Below are 19,179 nucleotides of genomic sequence, written 5' to 3'. Positions count from 1 at the left end.
ATGGTAATGTTCATGCTGAATGATAGCGTCCTCATGGTTTGTTGGTTTTGGTGTAGGTCAAAAGTAACGGTCGGCTATCTAAATCAAGTAGGTGATCCGGGACAAAAGTCAGGGCTTATCGGGCCAAATATTCGTGGGGCAATGTCCGTTATCGGACAGCCTATGTTCCTTGTCGAACAGCACAATACGCAAATTTCATTGCTTTCGCTGCTTTTTCCCGTGGTACAAATTTGTTCAATAAGGGAGCAAATTGAATACCAAACTGCCTGCACCCTTTTCCTGTTGACGCTATGATCAAAAACTACTTCACCGTCGCCATTCGCACGCTGGTCCGGAACCGGCTTTACACCGTTCTGAATGTAGCCGGCCTCACTTTCGGACTTACCTGTTTTTTGCTCATTGGTCTGTATTTGTTTGACGAACTGACATTTGATCAGCAGCATATCAATGCAAACCGCATTTACCGGGTTGTGGAACATAAGAATGTGAAGGGCGAGGAAACCACCATTGCGGCCGCGAGCTTCAAACTGGCGGAAGTGTCCAAGCAAAGCATTCCGGAAGTGGAAAATACAACGCGCATGAGCCGCATTGGGAGGGCAAATCTGGTAGACCCACAAAATCCTGTCAATTTTCAGGAAACAGTTACCATCGCCGATCAGAACTTTCTTGAAATATTTGATTTCCCATTGATTTTAGGTGATAAAAGAACTGCATTAAAAGAGCCCAATTCGATTGTTATTAATGAAGAACTGGCGATGCGGATTTTTGGGAACACGCAGGTACTGGGCAAACAGCTTCAATGGAGCTATCTCGACACGCCGCACAGGATCACCGGTGTTCTAAAAAATCAGCCGAAAAATTCCAGCTTTACATTCAACAGCCTTATTTCCGAAAATACCAACTCGGACGAGTTCAAAAACATCACCGCCGCCGACTGGTCGTCCAACGGTTTTTCTGTTTATGCTTTGCTGAGAGACGGCGCGAAGCCGGAGACAGCCGCCGCCAAAATGACCAATATGGTGCTCGCGAACTTCAAGCCCGAAAATGGCACGCGCGTGCATTTCAGCTTGCAGGCTTTGAGAGATATGCATTTGCATTCGGAAAATATCATCGACGGGGCCAGAAACTCCAATGTCGAGGCGATGCCACAAGGGAATTTGGGTTACGTACGGATGTTTTCGTTTGTGTCGCTTTTTGTCCTTTTCATTGCGGGCATCAACTACATGAACCTTTCCACCGCCAGAGCTTCCAATCGTGCCAAGGAAATTGGAGTGCGTAAGTCGATTGGCGCGGTAAGACAAAATCTTGTTTATCAATTTCTGTTCGAAGCTGTGCTAATTACCGGCCTGGCATTTATCCTGGCTGTTCTTTGTCTGAATCTGCTATTGCCGCCTTTCAACAATTTTGTAGAAAAGCAGCTTTCATTCGGTTTATCAACCAACTACCGCGTTTGGTTGCTGGCAGTCGGCGCCACAGTGCTGATCGGCCTTATTTCCGGGAGTTACCCGGCCCTGCTGCTTTCGGGTTTCAAGCCGGTGGCCTTATTGAAAGGCATGAAAATCAACCAAAGTGGCAGTCTGGGACTTCGGAAAGGACTAGTAGTGTTCCAGTTTACGGTTTCAATTGTACTTATTATCGGGACGATTGCGCTTTACCGTCAGGTGAAGTTTATGAATAATACCAATCTCGGCTTTAACAAAGATCTGCTTGTCGTGATTGATATCAACACCGGCAAAGCCAGGGAAGCTTCGGAAGCGATCAAAACAGAAATGGCCGCGATCCCGGCGGTGAAAAGTGTGTCTCTCACTTCGCGGGTGCCTGGCGAATGGAAAACGTACCGGCAAGTGAAAGTCAATGCGCAGGGTAACGGCACCGACCCGGAGGTCGCATACTTCATCGGCGCAGACAAAGATTTCCTAAACACTTTTGACATCAAACTGACACAAGGCCGCAACTTAGATAATCCTTCCGATTCAGCTTCTGTACTGCTCAACGAAACCGCGGCCCGGCTGCTGAACATCACCAATCCAGCCGGTCAGTTTGTCGAAATACCTGGCGTTTCGGAAAGTGGGGGTGATTTCGAGAAAGTGTATCAGGATGGAACACCGTTCAAGGCGAAGGTAGTGGGTATTGTCAAAGATTTTCATTTCCAGTCTTTGCGGGAAAAGATCGCTCCGCTGGTGCTGGGCTACAATCATAATCCGGTTCAACTTATTGATTACTACACCGCCAGGATCGAACCGGGCAACATTCCCGCTACGCTTGAAAAGTTGAAGGCTGTACTGGTACGCGCCGATCGAGACGAACCTTTCGAATACCACTTCATGGACGAGCAGCTTGCCCGGTTTTACATGGAAGATTACCGCCGCCAAACCCTAATGATCTGGACCGCCCTAGCCGCCATTTTCATCGCCTGCCTCGGACTTTTCGGCCTCGCCACCTACTCCGCTGAGCAGCGTGTGAAGGAAATCGGCATCCGCAAAGTACTCGGCGCCTCCTCATTCAGCCTCGCCACCCTCCTCTCCAAAGATTTCCTGAAACTCGTCCTGATCTCCAACCTGATCGCCTTCCCGCTAGCCTGGTGGTCGGTGAACCAATGGTTGCAGGAATATGCGTATCACGTTGATCTGGAATGGTGGGTTTTCGCGCTGGCTGCTTTGCTGGCGATTGTGATTGCGGTGTTGACGGTGAGTTATCAGTCAGTGAAGGCTTCGCTGGTGAATCCTTTGGAGAATTTAAAGGGGGATTAAGGGGGCTACCTCACAAGCCATGGCCTCAACAACTTCGTCACCTGCGGCATCACCACCCACGTCAGCAGCCCGACCATACAAGCAGCTACAATCAATGTCCGCAATGCGGGATGTAGTTCCTGCAAAAGAGGCCCAATCGTATAAGAGAGCAGCAAACTCGTTGGAAACACGCCACAAAGCGTTGCGACTGCCATTTTCCATCTTGGCGGAGCACCAGGCGAGCGGAACCACGCTTCCAGCCCGGTGAGCTCGCGGTACACCGGTTCCTCCGTCAGCGTCGATGCGTAAGCCTCCCAATCTTTGAAAAGTTTTGAATTGTAAAAGGCATCGCGCTCGGCCTGGTCGGCAAAAGTTCGTAATATGCCGACCTCGCGGCTCTCGCTGCCCGGAAGTGCCGTGATCATCGACGCCCCATGCACGCCGCCATGCAGAAACGAATCGCCCAGGAACCGACGCAACGCATCTTTGAACTCCTCTTCTTTTCCGGGAAGTACCTTGCGGGTAATGGCGACGTGAATGGGCATGGTGAATGTTTTGTTTGAAGTATAAGGTAAAAATTGAAGTAATGGATCAAATCATCATCACAAAAGTCGGCATTGCAGATCTGCAAACCGTACAACAAATCAGCAAAGAAACCTTTTTCGAAACATTCGCAGAAGCTAACACCGAAGCAGATATGAACAAATACCTGACCGAAAATTTCAGTGAAACCAAGATCGCCGCCGAGCTCAGCAACCCTGAATCGCAGTTTTTCGTTGCCTCACTCAATGGAAATCCTGTTGGCTATATGAAGCTAAACACCGGTCGCGCACAAACCGAGCTGCAAGATCCAACCTCCCTGGAAATCGAACGCATTTATGTTAAAAGTACTTTCCATGGCCAGAAAGTTGGTCAACTGCTGTACAATAAAGCATTGGAAGTAGCTAGTGCTGAGCAGAAGGCGTTTATCTGGCTGGGTGTTTGGGAAGAGAATCTAAAAGCAATCCGGTTTTATGAGAAGAATGGATTTGTCGCATTTGACAAGCATATTTTCAGGTTTGGAGATGATGAGCAGGTGGATGTGATGATGCGGCGGGAGGTAGTGTGAATTAGGCTGATGTGGCTGTAATATCAATGCAATCAGAAGGATCATTTGCTAGTCGTGGAGAATGCATGTACAGTCAAAAACTCTAACTTGTCTTTCATTTCAACAAATTTCAAAGTCAATAATCTTCACACTAACATTTATGAACAAAGACAAAGTAAGCCACCTCAGCTTCAACGAAGCAGAGTACAACGAAATACTTTACCAGGCAATCAGCCAGATTCAGGCGGCGCGTATACACATTGCCCGTCAGGTAAATAGCAGCAGGCAAGCTGTTTATTGGAATTCGGGAAAGTTGCTATCGGAGAAACAGCTGGAAGAAGGTTATGGCAGTGGCGTTGTCAAACAATTGGCTGTTGATTTGAAAAACGAGTTTCCCGATATGGGCTTGTCGCCGCGGAATTTGTGGAATATGAAGCGGTTTTACGAGCGGTACTATCAGGCGGATCAAAACTGCGACAAGCCGTCGCAGTTTTGCCGACTCGCATACAATGGAAAGGAGTATTTTGTAGATATGCTTTTCTTTCACCGCGGCCTGCGTTCACTTGTCGCGATCGAATTGAAAATTGGCAGTTTTAAAGCGGAATACGTTGGGAAAATGAATCTGTATCTTTCCCTGCTCGACCGTCTGGAAAAAAGTGAGAATGAAAATCCTTCCATCGGCATTATCCTTTGCGCTGATAAGGATCACCTTGATGTTGAAATCGCCTTGCAAGATATTAACAAACCGATTGGCGTGGCAGAGTATCAGCTTTTACTGCCGCAGGCGGAGTTGCAGAGGTTGGTGTTAAATGAGTTGAATGCTTAAACGATGCCCCAGGGATCATATTTCAGAATTAATCTGCCCAATTTAGCTCTTCTCCATTTTTTAATTGCTTGATAAAATAGCGTTTTGATGTTCTTGGCCATTGATTAGATTTTATTAAATCTTGACAATGGCCACTTTCCTGACATCAACAAAATGGTTTTTAAATGTGCGTTCAATTGCTACGCTAACAACTCATGCAGCTTAGCCTGAATTAATTTCTTATCCGGCAACTGCAATTGATATTGAGCAATGAGAGCCGGTGACAGGTTGCGCGATAAAGAATATTCTACTACTTCATCATCTTTATCGCGACAAAGCAAAACGCCAATGCTCGGGTTTTCATGAGACTTTTTCACGTCGCGGTCGAGGGCTTCAAGATAAAAGTTAAGCTGTCCCATGTGTTCCGGCGAGAATTTGCCGATTTTTAATTCAAATGCAACCAACGCAGATAATCCGCGATGGTAAAACAGCAAGTCAATATAAAAATCCTGATTACCAACCTGTAAACGGTATTCATCAGCCATGAAGATAAAGTCTTGCCCTAACTCTAATATGAAGGCCTTCATATTTCTAGCAAGTGCTTTTTGAAGATCACTTTCGCTATGAACCTCCGGTAAGCCCAAGAATTCGAGTACGTAGTTGTCTTTAAAAGCGAGGTCAATGTTGGGATGTAATTCTCTCACCACTGGTGAGAGTTTTGCACCAATCAGGCTGCGTTCAAATTGCGAAGTGTCTATTTGGCGTTCCAGTTCACGTTTGGTTAGCTTGTTAGCCGAAACCAATTTGATATAGTATTCGCGCTCTTCACTGCTTTTGCACCGCGAAAAGATGACCATGTTATGAGTCCAGGGCAATTCTCTCACCAGTGGTGAGAGTTTTTGATCTTCGTGGTAAGCTTCATAGAACTGCTTCATGCGCCAGAGATTTTTATCGCTGAAACCTTTAATATCCGGCGCATTATCGGCAATGTAGCGCGATAGTTCTGAGACGACACCTTTGCCCCAGGCTTCGCTTTGCACTTTCTGACTGATGGTTTTTCCAACCAGCCAATACAGATCAATCAGCAGCGTATTGATTTGCGCAAAGGCTTTTTGTCTCGCACTTTGAATGTGAATTAGAATTTCACTGAATGTTTGCTGCGCATCTGTCGCGCTTGGGTTATTCATTGTTTTTGAGTCATTTTTTTGCAACCAAATTAGAATCTTGTCCGCAGAATAATTTGGGTAATTATTCTGCGGCTGTGGAGCAATGTGGATTTTGGATTTTATCAGATTTAATGCTGGTATTACTGCAAAATCCATTTTTTCGATGGTTTTTGCAATGCCGACAACAATGAGTGTCTAATTCGCCCATCCAGAATTTTCCCTACATTTGCTCCGCAAACATTTTAAGAACATCTATGAAATTTTTAAACAAATCCAGGCCAAAATGGCCTTGGAGAGGCACACGGGTGCAAGTCCCGAAACCTGGACGAGATGTTCTTTCGTTGATGTTTGCGGTGACCTCTCCTTTCATTTCACTCAAATCCATTTTCAATGCAAACATCAAATGGACCAGGTGTTGACTCAAAGGAACATTCAGTCAACCAAACGCACGATGCACGTCACGCATCAAAAGCCAGCGCTCCGCTGACGGATTCACAAGCCGAATTTTGGTACCTTATCGAATGTCAAGGTTACAAAGAGCTGGCGCAGTCGCTTAAAAAGGTGCATGATCTGGCGCTTTATCATTCGAATGTGCCGTTTGATAGGGCCGAGAAGTCGGCGCTTTTTGATGTGAATTTGCTTGTGGAGGGATTCCAGAAGTTGGGAGAGAAAGTTTAGGAGTCGGAGGACTGTTGGCGACAGTCCTTTTTGTTTTTTTATCCATGCGTAACATTTCTTCTTCGCGGGTTCCGCTCAGGAGCCGATTGGCTTACGGATTATTGACAGCCGGCGTCATGCTCGCTGGTTTTTTGTCGCGGCGCTTGCTTGGGCAGTATGCATTTATTAAGCTGTATGTCGGCGATGCGTTGTGGGCCATGATGGTTTTCTTGAGCTTAGCATTTGTTTTCTGCAAATGGCCAACGTGGCAGGTAGCCGCCGCTGCGCTTGGATTTTCAGTATGCATTGAGCTCAGCCAGCTCTACCACGCGCCATGGATCGATGCAATCCGGCAAATGCCCCTGGGTGGATTGATACTCGGTTTTACATTCGTCTGGAGCGATTTGGTTTGTTATGCGGTAGGGGTCGGGATAGCAGTGATGGTGGAGATTCTTTTAATTCGTTCTGTCAAAGAAACCGGCTGATTCTACTTTCCCTACAATATACAGCAGCTGTCAGCAGCCCGCATACTCCGGACGGAAAAGTCCATTCAGCGCAGCAATCGTTTTTTCGACAATAGTTCTGCCGTCTTCGAGCTCAATGTAAGGATTCGGATCGTCGGCGTGGATTTCTTTGATTACCCCCTCAGCCCGTTCCAATCCGTTGATGTCCAGGATCATTTCCGCTTTCGCTCCCCGGTTTTTGATATCTGTCAGCATTTCTATAAAGCTTTCATTTACTGATAATGTCGTGCGTAAGTCCATGTTTTTTATTGATTTTAAAATCGTCTGAAGAACAATACTGTTCCTATTAAAAAACATTGCCGATGAACAATTAATTCAACATTGTTGATCAACAATCGCATCGTCGTACCTTTGCCCCTTCAAAAAATGAGACGATGATTACAGTTGAGAATTTGGCCGTTGAATTTAGCGGTTCAACGCTTTTTAGTGAAGTTTCTTTCGCTATCAATCCTACCGATAAAATCGCCCTAATGGGTAAGAATGGCGCGGGGAAATCTACGATGATGAAGATCATTGCGGGTGAACAAAAAGCCAACCGCGGCCATGTGCGTGCACCCAAAGATGCCGTAATCGCCTATTTGCCGCAACATTTACTGACCGAAGACAACTGTACTGTTTTTGAAGAGGCAGCCAAGGCATTCAAGCAGGTATTTGAAATGCGCGCCGAAATGGAACAACTCAATCACGCGCTCGAAACCCGCACCGATTACGACAGTGACGAGTACATGGCGATCATCGAAAAGGTGACTGAAATAGGTGAGAAATATTATCAGCTGGAAGAAGTCAATTACGACGCTGAGGTAGAAAAAGCGTTGAAAGGACTGGGATTCAAACCAGAGGATTTTCAGAGACAAACCAAGGAATTCAGCGGAGGCTGGCGGATGCGGATTGAGCTGGCCAAAATTCTTTTGCAAAAGCCAGATCTCATTTTGTTGGATGAGCCTACCAACCACATTGACATTGAATCGGTGATGTGGCTGGAAGACTTTCTGGTGAACAAATCCAATGCGGTAATGGTAATTTCCCACGACCGGGCTTTCATTGATAACATCACCAACCGGACCATCGAAGTAACAATGGGGCGGATTTTTGACTACAAAGCCAATTACTCACACTACCTGGTACTGCGCGAAGAGCGCCGCTCGCATCAGATCAAGGCATATCAGGAGCAGCAGAAAATGATTGCCGATAATATGCAATTCATCGAACGCTTCCGTGGGACTTACTCCAAAACCAACCAGGTTTCTTCCCGCGAGCGTATGCTGGAAAAGCTGGAAATCATAGAAATTGACGAAATCGACAATTCAGCACTGAAATTGCGTTTTCCACCATCGCCGCGCTCAGGCGACTATCCGGTGACTGTGAAAGATGTTTCCAAATCCTACGGAGATCAGGTAGTATTCAAAAACGCGAGCATGACCATTTCGAGAGGCGAAAAGGTATCGTTTGTAGGACGTAATGGGGAAGGAAAATCGACGATGATCAAAGCGATTATGGGCGAGATCAGTGTCGAAGGAACTTGTCAGTTGGGGCATAATGTGAAAGTCGGCTACTTTGCACAAAACCAGGCTGCATTGCTGGATCCAAACCTGACTATTTTCCAAACTGTGGACGAAGTTGCAGAAGGAGATGTAAGAACCCAGATCAAAAATATCCTGGGCGCTTTTATGTTCCAGGGCGAGGATATTGATAAGAAAGTAAGCGTATTATCGGGCGGAGAAAAAACCCGCCTTGCGATGGTGAAGTTGCTTCTGGAACCTGTAAACCTGCTTATTCTCGATGAGCCTACCAACCATTTGGACCTGAAGTCAAAAGATGTGTTGAAAGAAGCATTGAGAAACTTTGACGGCACATTGGTCCTCGTTTCCCACGACCGTGATTTCCTACAAGGGTTATCGCAGAAGGTTTTTGAATTCAAAGACAAACGCGTAATCGAGCATTTCGAGACGATTGATGCATTTTTGGAAAGAAATAGGATTAAGAGTATTGCAGATTTGCAGCTGGCGAAGTAGCGGGAATGCGCTTCGCCAAAAATCTTGGCTTAGGATGTATCACTCTACCTTATTGCATGATAATAATGGTTCTTTCCTTCGTCATCAAACTCGTCAATAATCGAGAGTCCCGACGCAATTAGTAACTCCCTGTATTTCTCCGCTCCGAGCGATATTGATTCCATCTTGGTTATGGAATCTTTCCATTCCATTTTTTGAGCACCAGCCGTAAACAAAAGCTTTCCGCCAACGTGCAGCACGTTGGCCATTTTTTGTATTACCTTTTCCTGCGTCTTTTGCGGCATAAGGAACAATAGCCCCCAGGCAATAACGGCATCAAATTGGCGATTGAAAAACGATGACTCTTCAACAGCTTCACAAGCAACGGGGCTATTTGGGAAGTTTTGTTTAAAGATTTCAACCATAGAAGGCGACGCATCAATGCCGTAAACAGTTAAGCCTTCGTCAATTAAAGTCTGCGAAATCGGATCGCCCGTGCCGCAGCCTACGTCCAGTACTGTTGCATTTGACGGTAGCGACCTTGCCCATTTCCGAACTGACTGCGCACCGATTCCATTGATGCCTTTTGAGCGGCAGCGGATGAAGGTGGAAGCGTGGGATTCGTATCCATTTGATTTGTCCATTTGAAATTCAGATGTTAGATCACATGTGTTGAATTGGTATAGTAATGGAGGTTTGCTCCGTGCATTCGAGATACAAAGAAGATTTTAATGGATTATGTTTACTGTTAAAAAACATGCAGCACTACGACAAAATAGCAACAACCATCCTGGCCACTGCCATTCATCGCGGTGCTGAGAAAAGTACCTGTCCATCTGAAATTGCACGCATGCTATTTCCTGACGATTGGCGCAAGCACATGGAAGATGTGCGCGAGGTAGCAATTAATTTGCATAACAAAGGCAGTGTGGTGATCACCCAGAAGGGAGTGCCCGTGGATGTGAAGCATATCAAAGGGCCGGTACGGATTAAGATTGCGTAGGCTTGCCAAAAACTAAGTTTAGAATAGTTATTCCCCCAACAACTTCTTGTGACGATCACCCCAGTCTTCCAGTCCTTTGATGATTGGTTCCAATGCGTATCCTATCGGTGTTAGTTCATATTCTACACGGGGCGGCACTTCTGCATACACGGTCCTGCTGATTATTTTATTTTCTTCAAGCTTACGCAATTGTAAGGTTAACATCCGCTCAGTAATGTTCGGCAATCTCTTCTTTAATTCTCCGAATCTGAGCTTACCGCTTAACAGCCAGGAGCATATCACCAGAGTCCATTGTCCGCCAATAATATTGGATGCATAAGCTTCGGGACATTCATCACTCAGGGCCACTTTATTCGAGAAGTTGGTCGACGTCTGTTTGATTGCGCTCATTACTTACATTTTATATAGTACCTAACAATTGGCTGGCAATATACACAAGCTTGTGGTACCTGCTAATTTTGTATTTGAAATTAATAATGATCAAATGAAGACTTTAATAATTGTTGCGCATCCAAATATGAGTGAATCCGTTATAAATAAAAGATGGATTGAGGAGCTTAATAAATTTCCCGAAAAATATACTGTACATCAGTTAGCCGAGGTTTATCCGGATGGTAAAATAGATGTTTTAGCTGAGCAGAAACTAATTGAACAATACGATAAAATCGTTTTCCAATTTCCTTATTACTGGTTTAATTGTCCTGCATTGTTAAAGAAATGGCTTGACGAAGTATTAACCCACGGCTGGGCTTATGGTAGTAAAAGCGGATATCAAATGCAAGGGAAGAAAATAGCATTAGCTATTTCTTTGGGAGTGGATGAAGATGAATTAGGTAAATCGGGTAAATACAAATATACATTAGACGAACTTACAAGACCATTTGAATTAAGTTTCGAATACGTCAAGGCTAATTACCAACCGCCATTTGCATTTTATGGGATGGAGTACAACGTCTCTGAAAATCATATTTCACTTGGTGTGAAATTGTATATGGAATTTCTGGCTGCAATGTAAACTATCTTTCAACCCAGCGCAATTATCCTTTTCGTCGACAGTTCACAGCCTTCTGTCGACGATCAGAACAAAAAGAACCATCACCGGCATTATCACTATTAAACGGTTCATAAATTACAAGATAATATGGCGGGTAATACGATCATAAGCAGCAATTGGTACGCTGATCAACAGCTTATTGTTACACAAATCAGCGGCAACGTAGAACAAGAGGATGTGCTGCATTGGGAGCAAACATTACATGCTGCGCTAGACCAGGTCGCGGATTCCGGCGTTTTTAATATTTTCGTAAACCTGCATGGCTTTAATGCAGTAGACCTGAACGTGCATAAGTACTTTCGCAGCATAGTTCCGCTTACCCTCGCGCGTTACGGCTGGAAAGTCGGTTACGTAGCAATGTTTCCCGAAGAAGCCGAGAAGATAGTCATTACCAGAAATAGAAATATCCAATGCATCGCCGCAGCACATTGCCATCACGATGTTACAAAAATGGAGAAATACGAAACGCTATACAGCAGCGAAAATGAACACTTTTTTATTGATGTAGAGGAAGCGGCAGCGTGGATTAGCGGGTTAGATTGTTGAGAAAAGTCAAGGAGCTCGAACGAGAACTAGGTGTTAAGCTCCGCATCTTGAACCCTCCCGGTGTGATTGCTAGCATTATCTGGATTGCTGCATTTATTTCGATAGCGGGTTTAATGTATGATTGGCGCATGTTCTTGCCTTATTTTCTGTTAATAGCTACGATTGGAAAAGTAGCGTATCGGTTTGGCAAAGAATTGGACCTGAAGACGGTCTCTGAACTGGCGACAAAGCTTACTACGGATCACTACTCATTGTCCAGACGTGACCCAACCACGATTAAATAAGAAAGAGTTCTCTTGGGTTTTAATGAAAAGGCTTAATGAGAATTACGACCAATACCAGCAACTTTCGAGAGAAGCAGTAATAGGATAAGGTTCCACTTGTCAACTTTAAAATCCCCTAGAAAGCTCTTTATGCTTTTAATTCTGGGCTTTTTTAACAAGTCTAGCGTGTGCTCGAGGGCGGGTTGCTTCTCAAATCCTATAACTTCTAAATAGGCTTTTGAAATCTCCGCGAGCTGTTCTTTGCTCAGCCTTTCCGACGGATCAAAGTTCAGAGACACGTGAACCGTATTGACCTTTGTCCTTTTGTTCAAAGCCAACTGCCGCTGAATCCGGTTCAGCTCTTGGTCAAAACTCAGGGCATCCGCATCTTTGGGATAGTTGATAGCTGAAATGCATTCCGCATGTCCCTGTTCCAGCTTGTTCTCATTGTATTGCAGCACAGCTCGAAGGCGGCTGCTGGTGTGGATCACTGCAACCATCGATCTGCCAGTTTATCGGTTTGCGATTTGATCTTTTCCAGAACTGAAAACAGAAATGTCTTTTCAGCTTCGTAGCTGGCGATCCAGTTTCTGAATTCTAAAATTTGGTTGACGGCATTGAGGCGTTTGGTTGCCTGGTTGAAGTTGTTGCCAAGCCGGTTAAGCTCCTCACGCAGCTCTGACAGTTCTCCAATCATCTGATCTTGCAAACCGTTCCTTTCGATCACGGTTACCGGTCGGTTGAAGATCAAAAGCCGTAAAAATTCACTCAATTTCCGACAGGTGGTGCGGCTGCGCTTGGCTTCCATATTTGCATATTCTTTAGGTGTTAACCGAAAGATTACAAGCTTTGTCTTGTTCGATTTTTCTTCTTTCATCACGATCCTATCTACCTTCAAACATTAAAAACTCCTTCACAAACCTGGACCGACTTTGAAGGGGAAGGCCAGATCGGGTGCGCAGCAACCGGCGATTGTATTACAATCGTACATCTGGCAAGACGCGCAAAGCAGGCGGCTCATTTTGATTTCAGTGTCTTTGAAATCGTATGCTGAGCCGATTTGTGAATCTAGTTTATTGAAGTAAGACTTACCTAAGAATTATAAGCAGGTTATTTAGGTTAACTTAGCTTGTAAATAGTAGTAACAATATTGATGATGATTTACCTTGACAATAACGCAACCACCCGAATCGACCCAAGAGTGCTGGAAACGATGATGCCATACCTCACGGACAATTTTGCTAACGCAGCCTCGACACACTCTTTTGGTTTGGGGGCTAATGAGGCAGTAAAAACTGCCCGGCAGCAGGTTGCAGATTTGATCGGCGCAGAAATCCATGAGATTGTATTTACTTCCGGTTCAACGGAAGCCATTAACCTCGCCATAAAAGGTGTTGCTGAAAATTACCAAAATAAAGGGAAGCACATCGTAACGGTTCAAACCGAGCACTCTGCTGTTCTTGATGTTTGCAGATATCTGGAAACGAAAGGTTTTGAAGTCACATATCTTCCAGTCAAAGCAGATGGGCTATTAGATATTGAAGTATTGAAAGCCTCACTGCGAGCAGATACTATTCTAGTGTCGGTTATGCTAGTCAACAATGAAACCGGAGTCATTCAGGATATCAAAAAGATATCAGAGCTCGCACACCAGGTCGGTGCTTTGTTTATGACCGATGCAACACAGGCGGTTGGCAAATTGCCGGTTGATGTAGATACATTGGGTATTGACCTAATGCCCTTATCTGCACATAAATTTTATGGGCCTAAAGGCGTTGGCGCGTTATTCGTACGCCAAAGGCGCCCTTGGCGTATTAAGCTGGAGGCATTACTACACGGAGGCGGTCATGAGGGTGGAAAGCGCTCAGGCACCTTAAATGTAGCGGGAATTGCGGGACTAGGAAAAGCAGCTGACTTAGCTAAAATTGAAATGAAAGACGATTCAGCCAGAATAGGTGCTATGAGAGATATGCTGGAATCAAGCCTTCTCCAACTCGACGGTACAAAGATCAACGGAAACAGGGAAAGCCGGTTATACAACGTAACCAATATTCTTTTTGAAGGTTGCGATTCTGACGCGCTGATTATGGGCTTAACAAATATTTCTGTTTCCAATGGCTCTGCTTGTACCTCAGCATCTATTGAGCCGTCTCATGTTCTTTTAGCGTATGGACTTTCTGAAATGGAAGCGTTTTCCTGTTTGCGGATTAGCTTGGGCCGGTTTAATGACAGTCATGAATTAACTAATGTCATTGATTCAGTTACAGCAGTGACCAAAACTTTGAGGAGTATGACAAATATTAGTTAAGTCATAATAGAATGGCCCGATAAGTTGATTAGACTACATCTTCTTCAAATAACAGGCATTTTTCCACTAGTAACTTTGAGTCATAGCTGTCAAAAAAACGGTCATTCACGATGAAGTTTAAAATTCTCTTTCTCTCAAAAACCAAAGTCTCAACAGTGAATTCGTCTGCCTGGTAAAATTCAGAATTTTGGTAATTTATTAAAGAGTAGGGGATAAACATGGAATGTATAGGTTTATTACAATGAAACTTGTAGTACTTTTCAAATCTTCTGGACTCATTTAATTTTGAAAACCACTTTTTCCCACAAGCGCATTGGGCTAATAATGCAAAAGAATTAGGGACGTTATCTAGATAAGGTATCCAGCCTATCAAGTCAAGGCCTCTTTCCTGATTACCCCTTTCAGAGATCATTGCAATAAATTGTTCATCTGTAATTACTTTTAAATCAGAAGCCAATGAACGAATTTTTTGTATAGCACTTCCCTGGTAGTCGGAGTTTTTGCCAAAACTTTTTACAACAGCATGTGGTGGTAAGAACATTTTTAGCGCCTCAAAGCTAACCATCTCAAATTCAGACGTAAGCTCAGGTTCGAATTCCGAAAAAACGTTTAAGTTGGAAGCTAGAAGCAAAAACAAATATAATTTGCTTCTATTTGTAAACAGATGTTGATTCCGAAGTCGTATTTTGTTATTATCGAGAGTTTCAAAAGGATAGTCACTCTCGTATAAGTGCACTCTATCCACAATGACTTGAAATATCTGGTTTATCCAACTTTCATGATTGTCATTGCTTTCGGCCTGATCCTCGTCGTTCTTTTTTCGCTTCTTTATTATTCCCTCATCTATAAATCGATCAAGCACGTCAGTGGATGATACATAATTATTATTCGAAAATAATGATATTACCTCGACATAATCAGCATATAGGTGTGTTAAGTGCTGAGAAGGTTTGTTGTCTCCATTTATTGTTATGTTTAAATTTAAAAAATAATCTTGCAATTTATCATTAAAGGGCTTCCTCATCTTCTTTCTGGCGAATAGTACGAAAAACGTTTGACGCTAATAATCTGATACTTTTTAAGTCATCTTCAATATCAATAGACGCTATACGAACTTTTATTGCTAACTTGTCTGCACTCTCAAGTGCATCCAGTGCTTTTCTAATTAGTTGCAGAAATTGCTTATTCTGTTCCCCAGTTAGTTCCTGGGCTCTTTCTAGCGTAAATCCCTTTGAATCGAATGCTAATGTGGCCTCTTCACTTCCTAGGATATTATTTAATATATTCAAATCATGACTGTCGCCAATTAGCCTAGACTTATTCTGATCATTCTTTTCAAATAACCAAAGTGTCCACTTCTTTAAATTTTCTGGATTAAGTTCACTTAAAGGATCTTCTAGATCAAAAGATACGCCAATAAACTTTCTAATATTTTCCTTATTAAGGCTATCGGCGATATAATTGAAATAAAATGTTGTGTCGTCGAGATCTCTGATTCGATAAAAGCCTTCGTCTTCAATATTCTTATATACTTGGAATCCGACTAAGATACGACGTACATAATCCATTCTGCTTCCTATACTTTTTGCTATTTCTCTCGAAGCTTTGATCAGAGTTAGCTCACTAAATACATTATTACGTAAGTCATTTAAATATCGAGCTTTCTCCAATAATCTCCATTCCTTAATGCCTGTTATATGTCTATAACCAAGGTAATTATGTATTTCATTCTCTGAATCAAATACAAGACATGGGACTTCCGTAGGAAAAAACTTTGCTTCACTTATTGCAGTCCGAACTTTTGTCGTTTGAACATCTGCCAAGCTTGGATTATTGAGGATCTTAACTGCTGATAATCTTCTGTTGCCCTCAATAACTTTATATTTGTTATCTGATGTGTCTTTAACCACAAGTAACTGCTCCCCAGGGAAAAAGTCATTTTCTCGCGTAGCTGATATTGCATTGTATCTTTTAATCTAATGTTAATTCTTGCAATTGGAGATTCTTTATATGAGGGGGGCGCCCTAAACAAATCGGAGTAGTTCCATCAAATGATCTATATTCAAGTTTTGGTAGGAAGGTGTTATCTACTCCATTGTGACCATCCTGTAAACTTTAAATGTTGAATTCGATTATCGTAGCTACAAAGTCGCGACAAGTGTCGTTTTTATTTTCGGTGAAATAATAATGAATATCTTAGATCCGTCATCTAAATGAAGATTCAAGCACTTTTATTGATATGTATCTGGTAATTGTAAATTGCAATATGTACATATCGGTCAAGCGCAACAATTTTTAAATCTGCTGAAACGTATTTATATTCATTTGCATCAGTGTTATTTAATTTGAGTATATGGACTGATCTTCGTTCAAATAGGAATTTTTATTCGCGACTAATAGTAGATATTTAATTTACTGATATTTCCTAGTTCATTATAGGGATATACGTATGATGTACGGTGTGGATATAATTTCGATATATTTTTTCTGATTTTTGAAAATGCTTGATAATTGCAAATTGATGCTAACTTATATTCTATTCTATTTGGCCTAGAACTGTACAAGCATTTGAGCCATTTTGTGTGTTTTAGCGTCGCACAAATGCAATCTCTTGAATGACTTATTGAATAGATAAGAATGTTTGAACTTTTTTAGAATAAATAACTACTTATTTAAAAATGTCTGATTGTAAGCATAATCCATTTATCATAATCATCGTTTATTAGTAGAATTAATGTAGTTTAATATTTCTTCAAGTTCCTCGATTTTGGCTAATCTAATTTTTATTCGTTCATGCGCTTCGTTCATAGTATTAAAATATGACAAATTGTTTGAAATAATAGTCTTGTCTTTTTCAATATGATCTTTATGTTTTTGAATCCTTAAAGTTAAGCTATTTGATATTTTTTTTTAGAGTCAGTGGACTACCGAGGTCGATTAATTCGATATCAGTCTGTTTAATATTAGTTCTCATCGATGAAATATTAAGTTTGCTATTTTGGAGTCTGAAAAACATGCCTTCCATGCCAAATTAAGTTTTCCCGATCTGGCCAGAAGTCGGCATTTCGTGGTAAATTAATCCGCTTGCGGTCAAACTTTCTTATTGAATAATCACTATGACCCTCTTTAAATATATCAGAGACGCGAACATTGTAGTTTTCGTCAATGGATATCAACCCGCGGTCAAATGCCCTATGCAAGTTTGGACACAAGGCAATTCCATTAGAAATCGTGTCATTGTAACTTTTCGAAAAAGGCACGATATGACAAGCATCAATGAGAGAAATTGGCAAATTTGCGTCTATTCTCATGTTTGAAATACAACATGTATTGTTGTATATTTTAGGGATTTCTCTTTTAAAGACTCCGCTGCGAATAAAAATCTCTTCATCCTCTTGCCGTAGCATTAGCTGCTGAATTTCCTTTTTATATTCCACAGAGGGCTCGTTTAAGATCTTTCCTTCAATTTTTGAATAAGAGCTTTCGAGGTGCTTGTATGTTTGGCTAATATTTGACTTTGTCTCAGGGAAGTATTCGTTAAGTAGAAAATTGTAAAGAATTTTGTTGTCGAGAGAATTCTGCATCAGATAGAATAGGTCTTCATCAATTTCGGCATAATCAATGGAAGCATTTAGGCCCGAAAAACTCTTTATACTTGATTTTTGAAGGATTAAATTTTCATATCCTTGCTTTGGAATAAGCTTCCAAAATGGTTCACTTGAAAGATGGTAAAATGGTAGAAAGAATCGGCAGTGATGATTTAGAGATGTTACAAGCGCATTCCAGTTTGCATTGAATAGTGATACTAGGTCGAGCGTTATATAAATCTTGTTTCCTTGTATTAAGCCATCTCTTATTCCTTGCATTATGGAAATTAGAAGAATAGGCTTGTGAGGCGCAATTCCATGTGACCTGTCAACTCTAAGTTTCTTGAACAAGTACAAGTATTTTTGAAGATGTGTGGTCACGGCATTTGTTTATTTAATTAAAAGTAGAAACGTTCTCGATGTCATATCGCTGCTATCTGTCTATCAGCCGGTAGTTTAGTGTCAATGTAGTCATCGAGAAGTTTTTCGATATCATTCTGAATTCCTCTTTTTTTTATGAGAATTGATCTGCTCTTTACCAGCTTTACTGCTCTCAAAATCAGATCGAAATAATCAGGATTATCTTGGCAGATCTCTCGTAGAAGTGCTTCTTCTTCACGCATCTTTAAGACGCGCTTACTCATTTCAATTTCCGTATTAAATATGCTATTGTAGATATCGGCAACGCTATTTTGAAAAAGCCCTTCTCTATACCAAATTACTTGTATAGCAATTAGTTCCTGATGGGAAATTAGCTGCATTGTTTCTCCCTGTTCTCGCTGAATTTCAAATTGCGCGTATAGAAGCTTTCTTAGCATTGTAGCACGTACATCCTCAACGTATGGTCCCCATGTTTCATCATCCTCCACATTCTTGGCCTCAAAGCGGCGACGTTTTTCGCGATTTTCGCGGATATCTCTGGATTCAAAAAGATAGTCTCTAAACTCGACTAATGGAAGCATCCATTCCTCGCCGTTTCCAATGAGTCCTTCCATGGATTTGTCACGTTTTACTACCGTACATACCCAGCATCCAAACCGGCTATTACCACAACTGGGGGTGCTCTCGTCTATTACAAGAGGACAATCGCCGGAATTTGCGTTTTTATACAATGTAACTAACTCTTTGTGTGTACCGCCCCAGGGAGGGGAAACTTGCATAAGATATTGCCAAAGCTCACTTGTTTCCAGATCGCTGATTGGAGCATAGACAAACGCATTTGGCAACATATGCTTGCGCAATCTTTGTCCTTTGAGAGCGTGTTTCTTCATGGATCGGGACCGCGTTGCGCTCTCGTCAGTCCTTGTACCTAACAGAATGATTACTTCACCGCGCTCGTCAATTTTGCTTTTGATAAACTGAGTGGTCGGATTAATCTTTAACCTTTCGGTACACCATCTAAATGCATTGTTTGGTGCCGGATAGCCCTTTCCTATCAAATTTACCCAGAATGTATCTT

The 19,179-nt window shown here is 42.5% G+C and carries 22 protein-coding genes; 11 read left to right on the top strand and 11 right to left on the bottom strand.

Annotated features, from left to right (window positions below; all coding sequences use genetic code 11):
* Both ACTIE6_RS20605 and ACTIE6_RS20600 read left to right on the top strand, forming a co-directional pair.
* On the top strand, positions 1-294 hold a 294-nt coding region (locus ACTIE6_RS20605; protein WP_439558425.1), incomplete at its 5' end, for a hypothetical protein.
* Positions 291-2,750 (top strand): ABC transporter permease, encoded by a 2,460-nt coding sequence (locus ACTIE6_RS20600; RefSeq protein WP_439558424.1) that lies wholly within the window; start codon positions 291-293, stop codon positions 2,748-2,750. The genes ACTIE6_RS20605 and ACTIE6_RS20600, both read left to right, overlap by 4 nt.
* A gap of 5 nt (positions 2,751-2,755) precedes the next feature.
* On the opposite strand, the gene ACTIE6_RS20595 is transcribed toward ACTIE6_RS20600, so the two are convergent.
* The gene (locus tag ACTIE6_RS20595; protein WP_439558423.1) at positions 2,756-3,274 is read right to left on the bottom strand and encodes an antibiotic biosynthesis monooxygenase; all 519 of its coding nucleotides are present in this window, start codon (positions 3,272-3,274) and stop codon (positions 2,756-2,758) included.
* A 41-nt stretch (positions 3,275-3,315) separates the two neighbouring features.
* On the opposite strand from ACTIE6_RS20595, the gene ACTIE6_RS20590 reads away from it, so the two are divergent.
* On the top strand, positions 3,316-3,837 hold the full coding sequence (locus ACTIE6_RS20590; protein ID WP_439558422.1) for a GNAT family N-acetyltransferase: 522 nt from the start codon (positions 3,316-3,318) through the stop codon (positions 3,835-3,837).
* 139 nt (positions 3,838-3,976) lie between these two features.
* Positions 3,977-4,642, top strand: coding sequence for a PDDEXK nuclease domain-containing protein (locus ACTIE6_RS20585; protein ID WP_439558421.1), 666 nt, complete (start codon positions 3,977-3,979; stop codon positions 4,640-4,642).
* A gap of 179 nt (positions 4,643-4,821) precedes the next feature.
* On the opposite strand, the gene ACTIE6_RS20580 is transcribed toward ACTIE6_RS20585, so the two are convergent.
* Entirely contained in the window at positions 4,822-5,943 is a 1,122-nt protein-coding gene (locus ACTIE6_RS20580) for a PDDEXK nuclease domain-containing protein (RefSeq protein ID WP_439558420.1), read from the bottom strand.
* Positions 5,944-6,177: 234 nt separating this feature from the next.
* On the opposite strand from ACTIE6_RS20580, the gene ACTIE6_RS20575 reads away from it, so the two are divergent.
* Positions 6,178-6,465, top strand: a complete 288-nt coding sequence (locus ACTIE6_RS20575) for a hypothetical protein (RefSeq protein ID WP_439558419.1) — start codon at positions 6,178-6,180, stop codon at positions 6,463-6,465.
* A gap of 44 nt (positions 6,466-6,509) precedes the next feature.
* Positions 6,510-6,929: a DUF2809 domain-containing protein gene (locus tag ACTIE6_RS20570; RefSeq protein ID WP_439558418.1), complete on the top strand. Its 420-nt coding sequence runs from the start codon at positions 6,510-6,512 to the stop codon at positions 6,927-6,929.
* A gap of 30 nt (positions 6,930-6,959) precedes the next feature.
* Here ACTIE6_RS20570 and ACTIE6_RS20565 read toward each other — a convergent pair whose 3' ends face one another.
* Entirely contained in the window at positions 6,960-7,208 is a 249-nt protein-coding gene (locus ACTIE6_RS20565; protein ID WP_439558417.1) for a hypothetical protein, read from the bottom strand.
* A gap of 134 nt (positions 7,209-7,342) precedes the next feature.
* On the opposite strand from ACTIE6_RS20565, the gene ACTIE6_RS20560 reads away from it, so the two are divergent.
* Entirely contained in the window at positions 7,343-8,980 is a 1,638-nt protein-coding gene (locus ACTIE6_RS20560; protein WP_439558416.1) for an ABC-F family ATP-binding cassette domain-containing protein, read from the top strand.
* A gap of 44 nt (positions 8,981-9,024) precedes the next feature.
* Here the strand turns inward: ACTIE6_RS20560 and ACTIE6_RS20555 are convergent, their stop codons facing one another.
* Entirely contained in the window at positions 9,025-9,603 is a 579-nt protein-coding gene (locus tag ACTIE6_RS20555; protein ID WP_439558415.1) for a class I SAM-dependent methyltransferase, read from the bottom strand.
* 113 nt (positions 9,604-9,716) lie between these two features.
* On the opposite strand from ACTIE6_RS20555, the gene ACTIE6_RS20550 reads away from it, so the two are divergent.
* Positions 9,717-9,962: a DUF3253 domain-containing protein gene (locus tag ACTIE6_RS20550; RefSeq protein WP_439558414.1), complete on the top strand. Its 246-nt coding sequence runs from the start codon at positions 9,717-9,719 to the stop codon at positions 9,960-9,962.
* Positions 9,963-9,989: 27 nt separating this feature from the next.
* Here the strand turns inward: ACTIE6_RS20550 and ACTIE6_RS20545 are convergent, their stop codons facing one another.
* A complete protein-coding gene (locus tag ACTIE6_RS20545; protein WP_439558413.1) occupies positions 9,990-10,352 on the bottom strand; it encodes a winged helix-turn-helix transcriptional regulator in 363 nt (120 codons plus the stop codon).
* Between the two features lie 28 nt (positions 10,353-10,380).
* Between ACTIE6_RS20545 and ACTIE6_RS20540 the strand changes: the two genes are divergently transcribed.
* A complete protein-coding gene (locus tag ACTIE6_RS20540) occupies positions 10,381-10,977 on the top strand; it encodes an NAD(P)H-dependent oxidoreductase (protein ID WP_439558412.1) in 597 nt (198 codons plus the stop codon).
* 126 nt (positions 10,978-11,103) lie between these two features.
* A complete protein-coding gene (locus tag ACTIE6_RS20535) occupies positions 11,104-11,562 on the top strand; it encodes a hypothetical protein (RefSeq protein WP_439558411.1) in 459 nt (152 codons plus the stop codon).
* A gap of 316 nt (positions 11,563-11,878) precedes the next feature.
* Here the strand turns inward: ACTIE6_RS20535 and ACTIE6_RS20530 are convergent, their stop codons facing one another.
* Positions 11,879-12,325: a relaxase/mobilization nuclease domain-containing protein gene (locus ACTIE6_RS20530; protein WP_439558410.1), complete on the bottom strand. Its 447-nt coding sequence runs from the start codon at positions 12,323-12,325 to the stop codon at positions 11,879-11,881.
* Positions 12,313-12,702 carry a plasmid mobilization protein gene (locus ACTIE6_RS20525; RefSeq protein WP_439558428.1) on the bottom strand — a complete coding sequence of 130 codons (390 nt, stop codon included), beginning with the start codon at positions 12,700-12,702 and terminating at the stop codon, positions 12,313-12,315. The genes ACTIE6_RS20530 and ACTIE6_RS20525 overlap by 13 nt, the downstream gene beginning before the upstream one ends.
* 279 nt (positions 12,703-12,981) lie before the next feature.
* Here ACTIE6_RS20525 and ACTIE6_RS20520 point away from each other — a divergent pair, with 279 nt between their 5' ends.
* Positions 12,982-14,133, top strand: coding sequence for a cysteine desulfurase family protein (locus ACTIE6_RS20520; RefSeq protein WP_439558427.1), 1,152 nt, complete (start codon positions 12,982-12,984; stop codon positions 14,131-14,133).
* Between the two features lie 28 nt (positions 14,134-14,161).
* On the opposite strand, the gene ACTIE6_RS20515 is transcribed toward ACTIE6_RS20520, so the two are convergent.
* The 4 genes from ACTIE6_RS20515 to dndC form a co-directional block, all read right to left on the bottom strand.
* Positions 14,162-15,157 (bottom strand): hypothetical protein, encoded by a 996-nt coding sequence (locus ACTIE6_RS20515; RefSeq protein ID WP_439558409.1) that lies wholly within the window; start codon positions 15,155-15,157, stop codon positions 14,162-14,164.
* Positions 15,141-16,043, bottom strand: a complete 903-nt coding sequence (locus ACTIE6_RS20510; RefSeq protein WP_439558408.1) for a hypothetical protein — start codon at positions 16,041-16,043, stop codon at positions 15,141-15,143. The genes ACTIE6_RS20515 and ACTIE6_RS20510 overlap by 17 nt, the downstream gene beginning before the upstream one ends.
* 1,083 nt (positions 16,044-17,126) lie before the next feature.
* On the bottom strand, positions 17,127-17,999 hold the full coding sequence (locus tag ACTIE6_RS20505; RefSeq protein ID WP_439558407.1) for an HNH endonuclease: 873 nt from the start codon (positions 17,997-17,999) through the stop codon (positions 17,127-17,129).
* A 143-nt stretch (positions 18,000-18,142) separates the two neighbouring features.
* The coding region (gene dndC, locus ACTIE6_RS20500; protein WP_439558406.1) for a DNA phosphorothioation system sulfurtransferase DndC at positions 18,143-19,179 on the bottom strand (1,037 nt) is incomplete at its 5' end.

It is taken from the genome of Dyadobacter sp., from assembly GCF_051859145.1.
Taxonomy (GTDB): Bacteria; Bacteroidota; Bacteroidia; order Cytophagales; family Spirosomataceae; genus Dyadobacter.
The sequence above is the reverse complement of the archived record's forward strand: the minus strand, read 5'-3'. Positions and strand labels throughout refer to the sequence as shown.